This window comes from Acinetobacter sp. 1207_04, assembly GCF_052850415.1.
This window is the reverse complement of record NZ_VXCQ01000024.1, coordinates 19,881-34,716: the sequence shown is the minus strand read 5'-3', so window position 1 is coordinate 34,716 and position 14,836 is coordinate 19,881. Positions and strand designations below refer to the sequence as shown.

Annotated in this window: 13 protein-coding genes; 6 read left to right on the top strand and 7 right to left on the bottom strand. The window is 35.8% G+C overall.

Annotated elements, in window-relative coordinates; all coding sequences use genetic code 11:
- Positions 1-291 precede the first annotated feature (291 nt).
- Positions 292-1,107: an IclR family transcriptional regulator PcaU gene (gene pcaU, locus FW754_RS15885; RefSeq protein WP_409512659.1), complete on the top strand. Its 816-nt coding sequence runs from the start codon at positions 292-294 to the stop codon at positions 1,105-1,107.
- Positions 1,108-1,788: 681 nt separating this feature from the next.
- On the opposite strand, the gene FW754_RS15880 is transcribed toward pcaU, so the two are convergent.
- The 7 genes from FW754_RS15880 to FW754_RS15850 form a co-directional block, all read right to left on the bottom strand.
- A complete protein-coding gene (locus tag FW754_RS15880; RefSeq protein WP_446325196.1) occupies positions 1,789-3,990 on the bottom strand; it encodes an OsmC domain/YcaO domain-containing protein in 2,202 nt (733 codons plus the stop codon).
- 325 nt (positions 3,991-4,315) lie between these two features.
- Positions 4,316-4,903, bottom strand: a complete 588-nt coding sequence (locus tag FW754_RS15875) for a TerD family protein (protein ID WP_409512661.1) — start codon at positions 4,901-4,903, stop codon at positions 4,316-4,318.
- Between the two features lie 17 nt (positions 4,904-4,920).
- Positions 4,921-5,637, bottom strand: coding sequence for a TIGR00266 family protein (locus FW754_RS15870; protein WP_409512662.1), 717 nt, complete (start codon positions 5,635-5,637; stop codon positions 4,921-4,923).
- A 214-nt stretch (positions 5,638-5,851) separates the two neighbouring features.
- Positions 5,852-6,430, bottom strand: a complete 579-nt coding sequence (locus FW754_RS15865) for a TerD family protein (RefSeq protein WP_446325195.1) — start codon at positions 6,428-6,430, stop codon at positions 5,852-5,854.
- Positions 6,431-6,432: 2 nt separating this feature from the next.
- Positions 6,433-7,533 carry a DUF475 domain-containing protein gene (locus FW754_RS15860; protein ID WP_446325194.1) on the bottom strand — a complete coding sequence of 367 codons (1,101 nt, stop codon included), beginning with the start codon at positions 7,531-7,533 and terminating at the stop codon, positions 6,433-6,435.
- A 16-nt stretch (positions 7,534-7,549) separates the two neighbouring features.
- Entirely contained in the window at positions 7,550-8,125 is a 576-nt protein-coding gene (locus FW754_RS15855) for a TerD family protein (RefSeq protein ID WP_409512665.1), read from the bottom strand.
- Between the two features lie 72 nt (positions 8,126-8,197).
- On the bottom strand, positions 8,198-9,439 hold the full coding sequence (locus FW754_RS15850) for a TerD family protein (protein ID WP_446325193.1): 1,242 nt from the start codon (positions 9,437-9,439) through the stop codon (positions 8,198-8,200).
- 329 nt (positions 9,440-9,768) lie between these two features.
- On the opposite strand from FW754_RS15850, the gene FW754_RS15845 reads away from it, so the two are divergent.
- From FW754_RS15845 to FW754_RS15825, 5 genes are read left to right on the top strand one after another with little or no spacing between them, the layout of a single operon-like run.
- On the top strand, positions 9,769-10,776 hold the full coding sequence (locus FW754_RS15845; protein ID WP_446325192.1) for an ATP-grasp domain-containing protein: 1,008 nt from the start codon (positions 9,769-9,771) through the stop codon (positions 10,774-10,776).
- A 5-nt stretch (positions 10,777-10,781) separates the two neighbouring features.
- Positions 10,782-11,903, top strand: a complete 1,122-nt coding sequence (locus FW754_RS15840; protein WP_446325191.1) for a phosphoribosyltransferase domain-containing protein — start codon at positions 10,782-10,784, stop codon at positions 11,901-11,903.
- Positions 11,893-12,672 carry an HAD family hydrolase gene (locus FW754_RS15835; RefSeq protein ID WP_446325190.1) on the top strand — a complete coding sequence of 260 codons (780 nt, stop codon included), beginning with the start codon at positions 11,893-11,895 and terminating at the stop codon, positions 12,670-12,672. The genes FW754_RS15840 and FW754_RS15835 overlap by 11 nt, the downstream gene beginning before the upstream one ends.
- Entirely contained in the window at positions 12,665-13,873 is a 1,209-nt protein-coding gene (locus FW754_RS15830) for a cysteine protease StiP family protein (protein WP_446325189.1), read from the top strand. The genes FW754_RS15835 and FW754_RS15830 overlap by 8 nt, the downstream gene beginning before the upstream one ends.
- The gene (locus tag FW754_RS15825) at positions 13,870-14,784 is read left to right on the top strand and encodes an HpcH/HpaI aldolase/citrate lyase family protein (RefSeq protein WP_409512671.1); all 915 of its coding nucleotides are present in this window, start codon (positions 13,870-13,872) and stop codon (positions 14,782-14,784) included. Before FW754_RS15830 ends, FW754_RS15825 begins: the two co-directional genes overlap by 4 nt.
- Positions 14,785-14,836 lie beyond the last annotated feature (52 nt).

Below are 14,836 nucleotides of genomic sequence, written 5' to 3'. Positions count from 1 at the left end.
TATGGCAACTCCGTCTAGCCGTGCATCTCAAAACGGAACTCAATGAATTAATATTGAACTAAGAAAAATTTTACTCAATCCCGAGTAATTTCATTAGAATTCCTATCGATCATTTTTGTCGTTTTTTTAATATTCATCTAGTTTAAAAATGTGATACTGTTCGTTTGTTAGGATATATGTTCGATGATCGAACAATTATTTAGTTTTATTCTAATCTTAATCATAATTTTGATTAGGCTGATTGTTGAACTATCTTCTGTTAATTAAATAAATTATGTTTAAGGTGAAAACGTGCAAAATGAAAATAAAAAAGTGCTAATAAATATTGATAATCAAAAACAAATTCGTCATGAAGACTTTATTGCTGGTATTAGTAAAGGAATGGCAATACTAGAATGTTTTGGTCCAGAAAGACATCGTTTAAATGTTTCCATGGCAGCAGAGAAAACTGGATTAACTCGCGCCGCAACAAGAAGACATTTATTGACACTAGAATATTTAGGTTATCTGGATTTCGATGGTCATTATTATTATTTAACTCCTAAAGTATTAAAGTTTTCAGGTGCTTATTTGAGTGGTTCACAATTACCTAAAATTTGTCAGCCACTTTTAAATCTATTAACAACACAAACATCTCTTATTTTTTCAGTGATGGTACTGGATGGTTTTGAAGCAATCACCATTGCTCGAAGTGCTTCTCATCAACAAACAGATCGAGTAAATCCTTATGGTTTGCATTTGGGTAATCGTCTTCCAGCACATGCAACATCAGCTGGTAAAATATTACTTGCATATTTAGATATTGCGGAACAAATTAAATGGCTCGAAAAATATCCCTTAAAGCGTTTAACCAAATATAGCATCATTGATAACACTTCATTTTTATCCTTATTGGAAGCAGTTAAAGAACAAGATTGGTGTTATTCAAGTGAAGAACATGAACTGGGTGTTCATGCATTGGCTGTTCCAATTTATGGCCCTAAGGGAAATATCGTAGCTGCACTCAATATAGTTTCTCCAACTGCAAGATCAACCAAAGAATATTTAATCCAACAAATTTTACCTTTACTTCAGGAAACAGCAAGGGAACTCAGGAATGTAATCTAATTTTTCCTTCTTGAATCAAGCTTGTTATATAACATTCTCATTGATGCTAAGAGTTGTTAGCTTTGCTTTATATCTGTCAAATTTATTTTTTGTTTTTTACTTAACTAGGAAAAAAACTTTTCGATTTTTAAGATGTTCTCATCTACTGAGTTATATTTTCGGCGGTGTTTCCAAAATTATACTGAAACAAAAACAGATTTAACTTTAATAAAATAGAGAAATACTAATAACACTATAAATCAAATGTCCACCCTGTCTCAGTAACAACTGATTGGTAAGTTTTTCACAGTGGTATTTAGGGGGAATAATTGTAGTATTCGGCATCGGGTCTGATGTGGATTTAGGAGGAGTTAAAATTGTTCAAAAAAGCTTACAAATCATTTTAAAACTCTATAGATCATTTAAATGGATGAATTAAATTAATAAGGATATATAAAAATGTATCACTTAATGACTCTTCTACGAATTATAGAAATTGGAAAAAATATAAGAAGTAAGCTTCCAATTTAAATATATTTTTAAGTCTAATTATCTTATGAAATTTTTTATTTAAAAATTAAATATTGCTTAGGCTATTTTGTAATCATTCATTTTTAAAATGATCAAAATAAAAAACCCATCCGTATATTTCATACCGATGGGTTTTTATTTTTCATCATTTAACCTGAGAATATATCTAGTTTAGTTCAAGCTAACTGCCTTAGCTCTCGCTGCATGTAATTTCTTATAGCTCTCAATCAAACGTAAATGACGATCAAGCCCTTCAAGTTGCATATTGGTTTCAGTTAAACCGTAGAAACGTATTGAACCATCCATTGAACCAATCACGGCGTCCATACGCTCATCACCAAACATACGACGGAAATTAATCTCATAATCATTCAGATCAAGATCATCATCAAGTTCAACCTCAAGCACCACATTTAAACATTGATAGAATAATCCACGTTCAACAGTATTGGTGTTGTATTGTAAGAATTGTTCAACCAACTCTTTAGCTTCTTCAAAAGCTTGTAGTGCAATATAAATTAGCAACTTAAGCTCAAGAATAGTCAACTGCCCCCAAACCGTATTGTCATCAAACTCAATTCCGATCAAGGTCACAATATCGGTATAGTCATCAACTTCTACTTCTTCAAGGCGTTCTGCTAAAGCTTCGAGCTGCTCGTCATCTAAACGGTGTAAATTTAAAATATCTTCACGGAAGCCCAATGCCTTATTGGTATTGTCCCAAATGAGATCTTCAACCAAATAAATTTCTGAATAGTCAGGCACTAAGATACGGCAAGCAATTGCACCCAATTGATCATATACCGCCATATAAACTTCTTTGCCCATTTCTTTAAGAATACCGAACAGAGTTGCCGCTTCTTCTGCATTGGAATTTTCACCTTCAGCAGTGAAATCCCATTCAACAAATTCATGATCAGCTTGAGCACTAAAGAATTTCCACGACACCACACCACTTGAATCAATAAAATGCTCAACATAGTTATTCGGTTCAGTCACTGCGTTACTGCTGAATGTCGGTTTTGGTAGATCATTTAGACCCTCAAAACTACGACCTTGTAATAATTCCGTTAAACTACGCTCAATCGCTACTTCCATACTTGGATGTGCGCCAAATGAAGCGAATACACCGCCTGTACGTGGGTTCATTAGCGTCACACATATCACAGGAAATTCACCGCCCAATGACGCATCTTTGACTAAAATCGGGAAGCCTTGCTCTTCTAAGCCTTTAATGCCTTCAACAATACTTGGATATTTTGCTAAAACTTCAGCAGGAACATCAGGAAGTGCGATTTCACCTTCCAAAATTTCACGTTTTACAGCACGTTCAAAAATTTCAGACAAACATTGAACTTGTGCTTCAGCTAAGGTATTCCCTGCACTCATACCATTAGACAAGTATAAGTTTTCAATTAGATTAGATGGGAAATAAACCGTCTCACCATCTGACTGACGAACAAATGGTAATGAACAAATACCACGTTCAGTATTGCCCGAATTGGTATCATATAAATGCGTACCGAGTAACTCATTTTCAGGGTTATAAATTTCTAAGGTATATTCATCCAAAATTTCTTTCGGCAAAGCACCCTTTTTACCTGGCTTAAACCACTTTTCATTTGGATAATGTACAAATTCAGCATTGGCAATTTCTGTACCCCAAAACTGATCGTTATAGAAGAAGTTACAATTTAAACGCTCAATGAATTCACCTAGCGCAGAAGCTAAAGCACTTTCTTTGGTAGAACCTTTACCATTGGTAAAACACATTGGCGATTGTGCATCACGAATATGTAGTGACCATACATTGGGTACAATATTACGCCATGACGCAATTTCAATCTTCATACCCAAATTTGCCAAGATTCCCGACATATTGGCAATGGTTTCTTCTAAAGGTAGGTCTTTCCCTACAATATAAGTACTGCTGTCTTGTGCAAGGCTCGGCATAAGCAAAGCTTGTGCATCAGCATCAATACTTTCAACTTCTTCAATCACAAACTCAGGATTATTCTGAATGACTTTCTTTACCGTACAACGGTCAATTGAACGCAAAATGCCTTGACGGTCTTTGTCAGAAATATCCGCAGGTAGTTCAACTTGAATTTTAAAAATCTGTTTATAGCGGTTTTCAGGATCGACAATATTGTTTTGTGATAAACGGATATTTTCTGTTGGAATATCACGCGCCGCACAATACACTTTTACGAAATAAGCTGCACATAGTGCAGAAGATGCTAAAAAATAATCGAATGGACCTGGTGCAGAACCATCGCCTTTATAACGGATCGGTTGATCGGCAATGACTGTGAAATCATCGAACTTAGCTTCCTGACGAAGATTGTCGAGATAATTAACCTTAATTTCCATACGGATACCTGAAATAGTATTATGTGTATATGAATTGACACATCAACGATGTAAATCTTGAGATAAGCCGAATCAAAGCATAAATAACTTAAAAAGCGCTTGGTATCAACAAGCAAAATAGGGCTTTAAACTGATACCAAAAATAATGGAACATATTATAAAGGCAAATGCCACTTTTGATAAAGTTTATGTACGCTTTCACTGCATTTAAAAAATAAAAAACTCAGTAAATAAATTTACTGAGTTTTTTAGGGTCTTGTCTATTACAAGTAAACACTCTAGAGATTAAGAATAAAGCGCTACGTTTTTATGCAAACAGGCTTACTTATAAAACAGGTAGAATCGAAGGAATCATATCTTGAATCGTTTTACCATTACTGGTTTCACCAAGCGCAGACATTTTCCAAGCACCGTTATGACGATAAACTTTTGCAACAATCAGTGCAGTATAATTACCCTTCGCAGATAAATTATACTTTGCAATTTCAGTATTGCTAGTTGCATCCACTACACGACAAAATGCATTTTCAACGCTTTCAAATGTTTGTCCACGGAAACTACTAATGGTAAATACAATAGATTTCACTTGAGGCGGAACTTTAGTTAAGTCAACATGAATGACTTCATCATCACCATCACCTGCGCCTGTACGGTTATCGCCTGAATGCCAAATACTGCCATCTTTACTTTTTAACTGTCCAAACCAAACTGCATCGAGTGGTTGATTATTTTCATTAAAAAGAATAAGTGATGCATCTAAGTCGATAGAATCATCACCGCCTTTAAACATACCAAAAAAGCCACCGCCACTTTTAGCTACATCCCAACCTGCGCCCAAATAAATCTGAGTTAATGATGACCCATCACCTTTTTCTAAAGAGATTTTTTGACCTTTAACTAAACTAATACCCATGAAATATATCCTCTGTTTTAATTGCTTCTATTTAAATTTAATGCTGATGCTAACCACGTCACATAGCTTTTTCGATTTCTCGAACAAATAATGACTTTACCATTACCTCGAAACTTCAAAACCATGCCTTCTCCACTGGTAAAACTATTGAGTAAATTCCCCATCATTCCTCTATTTTGTGAGCTTGGCATACCAATGTTATAACTTAAGGTTGAATCCCACGCCACAACATGACCATTATCAATAGTGGTTTCACCATTTTCAGTACTGACATCCACTTCCATAAGAGTCCCGCAGCCTGAAATACACAGTTGTCCTTGCCCTGAAGCTTCCATAATGACAAAACCACCAGTATCACCAAAAAATCCACCGCCTAAATTGGTTTGAATCTTGGCTTTTACATTGACATGCTCTGTGGCTGCCACAAAGGCACCATCGGACAACACATATTGTCGTGGTCCAATATCTAAAAGTTGCATATCACCATCTAGGTTAGGTGACAGTAGACATTGTCCATTGCCAAATGATGCTTTGATTTCCTGCTGAAATAGGGATTCACCTGTCGTAAAGCGACGCATGAAGGATTGAAATAACCCGCCACGTAGTTGCCCACCTAATTCAAGGTTCTGTTCAATCATGACCATTGCATCTGATTCACAATAGATTTTTTCGCCTTGTACCAAATCTACCAATAGAAATGGCTCCGGACTGCCCACCAAATCAAATTTAGCCATGATTAATTCTCACTCTCAAATAATAATTTTTTGCTTGTGCTACTTTTAACCATATACATCCATTCAAAAAACAGTCCTGATTAATGCGGTTATCCCCCCATAATCAATTGCCTGTTTTTATTTTAGTATTTGAAAATAATCTAATTTACTAAAACAAATAAAAATTACTTTCAAATACTAAAAGATTTATCTTTTAGTATTTGTGTTCTAAACCTTAAACAGCAACGCCATAGTTCGCTGCAAGCGCACCTAAGCCACCATTAAAGCCTTGACCTACTGCTTTAAATTTCCATTCACCACCGTGACGGTATAATTCACCGAAGATCATTGCAACTTCAGTACTACCATCTTCAGATAAGTCAAAACGAGCAAGTTCTTCAGCATTATTATCTTGGTTAATTACACGAATATAGGCTTTATCAACCATTCCGAAGTTTTGACCATTTTGCTGACCTTCATGGATAGTTACAGCAAATACAATTTTAGCAACATCAGCAGGAACTTTTGAAAGATCTACAGAAATTGACTCATCATCACCTTCGCCATCACCTGTACGGTTATCACCATTATGATTTACAGAACCACATGGTGAATTTTTTTGGTTAAAGAAAATAAAACCGCCATCTCCTAATACTTTGCCATTTTCGCCTGTTAAAAATGCAACTGCATCTAAATCAAAAGCTTTACCATCTGTCGCGCGTGGATTCCAACCTAAACCTAAATCGACTTTATTCATTGTCGGTGCAGTTTTAGACAGGTTGATATTGCCGCCTTTTGATAAATTAATTGCCATGTTTACTTTCCTTCTTCCGTTGTTGATTCAATTGATTCTTGCTTTTTACTATATGAAATAGATGAAATAACAGCCCAAACGATGAAAGCAACACCGATTAAACCTGTAACAACCTCAGGAACATGAATGCCTGTACCACTTGCAATCATAATCAGTGCTAAAGCACCAATTGCATAGTGAGCACCATGCTCTAAAAATACATAAGCTTCCAATGTGCCTTTTTCAACCAAATATACTGTCATTGAACGCACGAAAATAGCACCAATGGCTAAACCGAGCATAATCACAACAACATCACTGGTGATTGCAAAAGCACCGATCACCCCGTCAAAACTAAAAGATGCATCGAGGACTTCTAAATATAAGAAACCACCAATACCACCTTTTACAATCGTACCTGTAACGGGTGCACCATTAGATTGTGGCTCATCGTCTTCATCATCATGCGAACTACCCTCAAGTAAATGTCCGAGTACTTGTACCCCAACATATACCACGATGCCCCAAATACCTGCCATAACAACAACAAGGCGTGACGTTTCTGCAACAAAACTCGCCATAACAAGGAGGATACAAAGGGAAATGAACACTGAAATCGCTTGGATATTGCCTAAATCGGCAAGTTTTGCTTCTAACCAATGAAACCAATGCTCATCTTTCTCATCATCAAATAAGAAGTTTAAGAACACCAATAATAAGAACATGCCACCAAATGCTGCAATTTCAGCATGATGCGCCATCAGTTTTTCAGAATATGTCTTTGGATCATTTAAAGCGAGTTTAGCCACTTCAACCATACTCATATCGGCAGTCACACCAACAATCAGTAATGGGAAGACTAAACGCATACCAAAAACAGCAATCACAATACCGACGGTTAAAAACAATGTACGCCAAAAATGATTCCAATGTCGTAGTACAGAAGCATTGACAACAGCATTATCAAACGACAATGAAACTTCCATTACCGCTAGAATGGCTGTAATTGCGAGTACTTTGAACATACTCGCAATACCCGCCTCAGGGCCATGGGTAAAACCCCAATAGGCTGAAATCGCTAAACAGATAACAGAAAAAATGATTGAAAATCGGAAATGTTTCATTCAATAAACTCTCAGATTAAATGCTGATTCCAAATTGGCGACACATTGCCCCCAAACCACCTGCATAACCTTGACCCACAGCACGGAACTTCCATTCACCGTTATGACGATACAATTCACCAAAGATCATTGCTGTTTCAGTCGAGTAATCTTCATTTAAATCAAAACGTACAATTTCAGTATTACTTTGATCATTCACAATACGAATAAACGCATTTTGAACTTGACCAAAATTTTGACCACGGCTTTCACCTTCATGAATGGTCACTGTAATCGCAATTTTTTGTATTTCTGCGGGCACTTTGCTTAAGTCAATTTTAACGGACTCATCATCACCATCACCTGCGCCTGTACGGTTATCGCCTGTGTGTTCAACTGAGCCTTCTGGTGAACGTGTTTGGTTATAAAAAATAAAATCTGTTTCAGCACGAACTTTACCGCTTTCATTAAGTAAAAATGCTGAAGCATCTAAGTCAAAATCTACGCCATCTGTTGAACGTGCATCCCAACCTAAACCGACCAAAACATGTGTTAAATTTGGATCTGTTTTACTGAGTGATAAATTTCCACCCTTATTTAAAGAAATTGCCATTTTGTTGTCCTTCTAGAGTTTTACGTTTTTCAAATTTTACGAATGAATAGAAACAAGCTTGATCTATTAAAATTAGTCTTTGGAACCTTGAGTCCAATTAAAACCAAATCGATAATACTCATCTAAATACTTTTGGTCTCTAAAATAGCGCACTTCACGATTTGCTTGAATTGCACCATTAATATTGCGTAATTCTACAATAGCGCATGTTTTGAGTTGGTTACCATCTGTTAAACGGACTTCAATTTCAGATTGATTCGGAATTTTAATGGTGACAACACCATCTGTGGCAGCCCAATTTGCAGCACCCTCATATATATAGGTATAGATGAGGATTCTTTCAATCTGTTCCCACTGATTTCCATTAATATGTAAGTTTTCACCATTTATGGATGATCCTGTACGATCATCAGCATCTAACTTGATAAATGGTCTAGCATCAAAATGACCAAAACGATTACCCAATGATTGGACAAGATTAATCTCACCATTTTTAAATTGAATCATTGCACCCAAATCTAAATCAATAGAATCTGACCTTGTCAGTTTTTGAAAAAATGATGTTGATTTTGGAGAACTTTTATTCCAATTCAAATTGACAGAAATTTTACCAAAGCCCGAACCCTGTTTTGTTAGATTAATACTTGAATTATTTTTATCGAGTTTAATTTTAGATAAATTAATATTCGATGACGGTGTAGGTGTAGGTGTAGGTGTAGGTGTAGGTGTAGGTGTAGGTGTAGGTGTAGGTGTAGGTGTAGGTGTAGGTGTAGGTGTAGGTTGCTGAACATCTTGAGCAATCACAACACCAAAATTTTCAGATAAAGGTTTTAAGCCACCATTAAACCCCTGATCAACAAAGCGGAATTTCCAATGTCCTTTGTGTAAATATATTTCAGCCAAAATAAGGGCTTTTTCAGTTTTATTTTGCGTATTTACTTGTGCAAATGCGATTTTTTGATTTGCGCCATACAGTTCAAGCTCAATCGGTTGCACTTGGCTCAACTGATATGGTTCATTTAAAGTCACACACAGTGCAATTTTCTGAATTTGTGCATCTATACGTGCAGTATTAATTTTTATCTTAGTCAAATAAGGCGTTTTTGACGTTGACTCCATCAGCACAATACTTTGATTATGCGTTTGAGTCTGCCCATAAAAAATCATATCGTGATCGCCACGAACCTTTTGAGTATTTGCATCTAATAAATAAGCTGTAACATCTAATTCGAGTGCTGAAGAAAAACTCGTTTTAATCCAAATCTCAACTTCTTGCTCAGAAAGTTGAATATTACTGCCTGCAATTAACTGCATATCGCCCCCAACAAAAAAATAATTATCACATCGTGATAAAATTTATATTTAAATAAAAAAATCTGTAAATTTAAAATAAATACGTTCGTGCTTCTTTAGTCATAAATCATTAAATAAGTAAAAAATATTTAATCATGTTTTACCATAAAATAGCGTAATCTCAAGCACATAATGTGAGGATTTTGTTAATTATCTATTTTTTAAACTGCCTATAATTTTAAAATAAATCGTTCATATATAATTTTAATTTAAATGTTTTTAGAATTTTTACACTATAATATCGCACTGATTTTTTTATTTTTAACATTTATTCTGAGATTGAAAAAAACGTGCTACAGCAATATAAAATATGGATCGCAGAGTGCTACTCTTGTCAAATTGATATCATTGAATTACTCAACAATTCAAATTTATCCGACCAATTGATTGTTTATACGTCACACAGTCGTAATCGACCTGAACTCGTCAATTTAGAGCATTATTTTGAACAACCGAAAATTTCAGAAAGTGCACCGTGGCTTTTGCAAAAATGTATTGAACACAACATTAACATTCTCTTTGCGGGTAAACATAGCCAGTATCTTGAATCCTTGCGTCCCGAGTTTGAAGCACATCAAATTACGCTGATTACAGGTGCCGTCAATCATGACTTCCACGATCTCATCAACAATAAATATCAGTTTACCCTCAAGTGTGAAGCTCAAAACTTACCTGCGATTCCTGCACGTTTAGCAAACTCGACTGAATCTTTGCAAATCGCTATTGACGAACTGCAACAGCAACATACTGAATTGTGTGTAAAACCTGTGTATGGCGTATATGGCGCAGGATTTTTACGCTTACAAAATCATGTGAATTATTTTAAGACTTTTGAGTCTGCATTTAAATGTAATACGCAACAGTTTATTGAAGCTTATAGTCAGCAAGAAAAACCCATTAAATATTTAGTGATGCCTTATTTAGCAGGTCGTGAATGTTCTGTTGATATTGCCTGTAGCAATGGAAAAATTATTGCACAAGTCACACGTATTAAGCACGATTACTTTCAGGAGTGCTATTTAGAGCATCCATGTCATCAAACGTGTATAGAACTCGTTGCGCTTTTCCAATGTGATGGACTGATTAATATTCAATTTAAACAAGATCAAGATTTAAATTGGCACATTTTAGAAATTAACCCTCGTCCTGCAGGTGGATTTGCCTATAGCAAACATACAGGCGTGAATTTAGTCGCAGAACTTATTGCTGAAAAATTGAATTTGCAATTACAACGTAATGAACCACAATCTCCCGTAAAAGCTTTTCCGCTAAGCTATAGCGTTAAAATGGATCTCTGATTTAGATGAAAGAAATAGAATTAAGCCGTGGAAGTATCAATGTTCAAGTCCATCATCACCATGCAGAATGGAATTTAGATCGACTCCTCGATTTTGCTGAAAGAATTAATCCTAAAAGAGCTTTTTTATTTGTTTCCAAAGTTTTAGGAAAACATATCCCTGTTCCTCCATCACTAATGAAACGTAGCTACGAAGATTTAGCGGATTTAATTCCTAAAGATCTACAAGGTCCAATCTGTGTCGTGGGTATGGCTGAAACGGCTGTCGGCTTAGGCGCAGGTGTTTATCGTGAACTGAAAAAAGACTATGGGCAAAATGCCATCTTTTTAACCACAACTCGACATCCAGTTTCGACCTTACCGACCTTGGGTTTATTCTTAGAAGAACATAGTCATGCTCAAGATCAATTTATCTTAAGTAGCCATGATACTGAAAAACATCAAAAAGTCATTGATGCAAAAACATTAATTCTTATAGATGATGAAATTTCCACAGGAAAAACATTTAAAAACCTGATTGAGAGTTTACAGAAATCTGGCTTAAATCAAATTGAACGCATTATTTTGGTAACTTTGGTCAATTGGGCAACCGATCGCCTCAAAACTGATGATTTAGATATTCCAGTCGATGTGATTTCATTACTGCATGGAAATTGGGAATGGAAAGCGAACAATCGTCAAGTCAACCTTGAAACAGTCAATGTCAGTTCAACGCAACAACAAGCTGGTAAGATTATTGCACCAAGTGATTGGGGACGTGAACCGTGTTATTTAGAATGTTCCGCATGGGAAAATGTCAAAATTAACCGAGCAGGCGAGAAAATTTTAGTTTTAGGCTCAGGTGAGTTTAGTTGGATTCCTTTTTTAATCGCTGAAAAACTCGAACAACAAGGTGCTGAAACTTATTTCAGTTCAACCACGCGTTCACCGATTATGCAAGGACATGCAATTCAAAGCATTTGCCATTTTCATGATAATTATGGGCTAAATATTTCCAATTTTGCCTATAACGTCAAACATCAAGATTTTGATCGTGTTCTTTTAGTGATTGAAACTGCAAAAGATAGTGTCGATCCTAGCCTATTTGAACAAATTAAAAATTTAGAAGTGATTAGCTATGAATCATAAGCCTCTTGTTTTTGTGGATTTAGATGACACACTGTTTCAAACACATCGTAAGCAACAACCGACTGCACAGCATAAAATTGCTACCACTGATAAACATGGTGAACCGCTGTCTTATATGAATCAAAAACAACAATTTTTTGTCAATTGGTTGCTTGAATCTGCCGATGTTGTTCCTGTGACAGCACGTTCTGTAGAAGGCTTTAAGCGTGTGCAGTTGCCCTTTCAATATGGTGCGGTTTGTTCACATGGCGGTACTATTTTAGACCATAACTTAAATGTTGATTTGGAATGGGTTGAAATTCAACAACAATCTGAACTCAAACTGCATGATGCCTTGGTCGATTTAGCCGATGCTTTACATGAATATGCCAAAGATTTAGGTGAAGTTCGCACTTGGACATTGGTGGAGAATAATTTAGCCATTTATGCGGTTGCTAAACAAAAACAAGCTGGTGAATTATTTTTAGATCAACTGCTTGAAAAACTGCCTCAAAATATTCTTGATCAATGTTATGTGCATATTAATGGGAATAATCTCGCAATTATCCCTCATCATGTCAGCAAGAAAAGTGCTGTTGAATTTTATATCAATAAACACGATCCACAACGTGAACGCCCTATTTTAGGCTTAGGCGATAGCCTTTCTGATGCAGGATTTTTGACGAGCTGTGATTGGTACGGTATGCCGAAAAAAAGTCAACTTGATACATTTTTAAATACCAAACTCTCTCAAGATTTTGACACAAAAGGATATTTAGGTCATGTCTAATCTCTCTCATTTGGTTGAAAAAAGTCAAGTTGACGACATTGAGCGTGTGAAATCACCACTCAATGAAAAACTCACTAAATTAGGTTTTCACGGTTCATATCGCCCTGAAGATGTAACTTTTCTCATGCAAATTGATGATATTGCACCGACTGATGTCAAAGAAAAAGAGTATTTGATTCAATCGGGGAAAATGCATTATTCACAAATGATTAGTGTAGAAAATCCACCTTCTACAGCACAAATGCAACATTTCCAATATGCGTTTGAACAAGGCTCACAACGCCTCGCAGAAGAAGTACAAAAAATTGCCAATCAATTACTACAACGCTTTGAAAATCAACCTTTGGTATTGATTAGTTTAGTGCGTGCAGGCGTACCACTGGGCGTTTTACTCAAGCATTGCATTGAAAAAAAGCAAGTTTGCTATCATTACGGCATCAGTATTATTCGAGATCGAGGCATTGATTTTGGTGCATTACAAGCGATCATTTCGCAACATGGCGCTGAAAATATTGTCTTTGTCGATGGTTGGACAGGCAAAGGAGCGATTTGCAAAGAATTAACGCAAAATGTACAGCATATCCCTGAATTATTTGATGAAAATTGGCAAATTCCTCGTTTAGTCACTCTATCCGACTTAGGTGGTTATTCATGGCTAAGCGCAAGCAGTGATGATTGGCTGATTCCTTTTGGCATGCTCGGTTCGGTAATTTCAGGTTTAACCTCTCGAACTATTTTAAAGCAGCCTATTGCACTCGAAGAAGCTCAAAATGATTGTTATAATCCACAAAAATGGCACAGCTGCCTAATCTATGACCACTTGAAGCCGTATGATTTATCAGTCGACTTTATTGAAAAAATACTGCAAAAAATCTATTTAAATCCACAAGTTGATACTGTAGTTTGGAACAATTCGATTCGCTTAAAGCAACAACAATTTTGTGCTGAAACCATTGAATGGATTAAAACAGAATATTCCATTTCCAATATTAATTACATCAAACCCAGTATTGCTGAAGCAACACGAGCAGTGCTGAGACGAGTGCCTGAAAAAATTCTCATTAAAGATGCAAACAATCCTCACGTTCAATTGTTATTACACTTTGCACGTGAACAAAATATTCCTGTAGATATTTTAGGTTCAAAATTAGGTCCTTATCATGCAGTCACACTGATAAAAAGAGTTGAGAAAAATCAATGAAAGCACTGCAACATGCGATTGAACTTGGCGCAACCATGTATATCCCTGCGACTCATGAGCAACTTTGGGAGGTCACACAAGGTGAAAAATTCCCATTCATTCAGTCTTTAGCAGTTTGTTTAGAAGATGCTGTCTTGGAAAAAGATGTACAGACCGCAATGGTCAATTTAAAACATTTACTGCAAAGAAGACTTGATGAACCAAATTTAAAAGCCCCTGCCATTTTTATTCGACCAAGAAATGTTGAAATGGCGAAACATATTGTCGATTGGAATTTAAACCAAACCTATAACGGCATGATTTTACCTAAGTTTAATATGGCAAGTTTACAAAACTGGATGGATATTTTACCTGCCAATTTACAATATATGCCGACACTTGAAACCAAAGAAATATTTGATGTCTCACATAATATTGAGCTCTATCAGGCACTCAAATATGATTTTCATAAAACTTTATGTTTAAGAATTGGTGGCAATGATCTGCTGTCATGCCTGAATTTACGCCGTCCAAAAAATACCACGATTTATCAGACTCCTGTAGGACTATTGATTTCACAACTTGCAGGATTATTCATTCCGAATGGATTTCAATTGAGTTCTCCTGTCTGTGAGCATTTTGAGAATATCCATTTACTCAAACAAGAAATTGAACAAGATATGAATAACGGGATTTATACCAAAACCGCTATTCATCCGAAGCAAATTGAACATATTCATCAATCTTTTCAAGTACAAGCTGAAGAATTTCAAGAAGCTCAATTGATTTTGGCACATGATGCAAAAAGTGTATTTAAAAGTCATGGCTCGATGATTGAACCTGCAACACATAAAAATTGGGCTGAAATGATTTTATTACGTTATAAAACCTTTGGCTTGGTAAAACCGCAGCATATGGCGAAATCAGTGTAAATATAAATGGATTTATCCTTTTAGCGAAATTGTTAATTAAACAAATTAAGTT

Excerpts from the sequence above, each read along its gene's own strand:
- FW754_RS15840 (WP_446325191.1), top strand. The coding sequence starts at position 10,782 with ATGAAAGAAATAGAATTAAGCCGTGGAAGTATCAATGTTCAAGTCCAT.
- FW754_RS15850 (WP_446325193.1), bottom strand. The coding sequence starts at position 9,439 with ATGCAGTTAATTGCAGGCAGTAATATTCAACTTTCTGAGCAAGAAGTT.
- FW754_RS15880 (WP_446325196.1), bottom strand. The coding sequence starts at position 3,990 with ATGGAAATTAAGGTTAATTATCTCGACAATCTTCGTCAGGAAGCTAAG.
- FW754_RS15875 (WP_409512661.1), bottom strand. The coding sequence starts at position 4,903 with ATGGGTATTAGTTTAGTTAAAGGTCAAAAAATCTCTTTAGAAAAAGGT.
- FW754_RS15830 (WP_446325189.1), top strand. The coding sequence starts at position 12,665 with ATGTCTAATCTCTCTCATTTGGTTGAAAAAAGTCAAGTTGACGACATT.
- FW754_RS15870 (WP_409512662.1), bottom strand. The coding sequence starts at position 5,637 with ATGGCTAAATTTGATTTGGTGGGCAGTCCGGAGCCATTTCTATTGGTA.
- FW754_RS15855 (WP_409512665.1), bottom strand. The coding sequence starts at position 8,125 with ATGGCAATTTCTTTAAATAAGGGTGGAAATTTATCACTCAGTAAAACA.
- FW754_RS15825 (WP_409512671.1), top strand. The coding sequence starts at position 13,870 with ATGAAAGCACTGCAACATGCGATTGAACTTGGCGCAACCATGTATATC.
- FW754_RS15835 (WP_446325190.1), top strand. The coding sequence starts at position 11,893 with ATGAATCATAAGCCTCTTGTTTTTGTGGATTTAGATGACACACTGTTT.
- FW754_RS15865 (WP_446325195.1), bottom strand. The coding sequence starts at position 6,430 with ATGGCAATTAATTTATCAAAAGGCGGCAATATCAACCTGTCTAAAACT.
- FW754_RS15860 (WP_446325194.1), bottom strand. The coding sequence starts at position 7,533 with ATGAAACATTTCCGATTTTCAATCATTTTTTCTGTTATCTGTTTAGCG.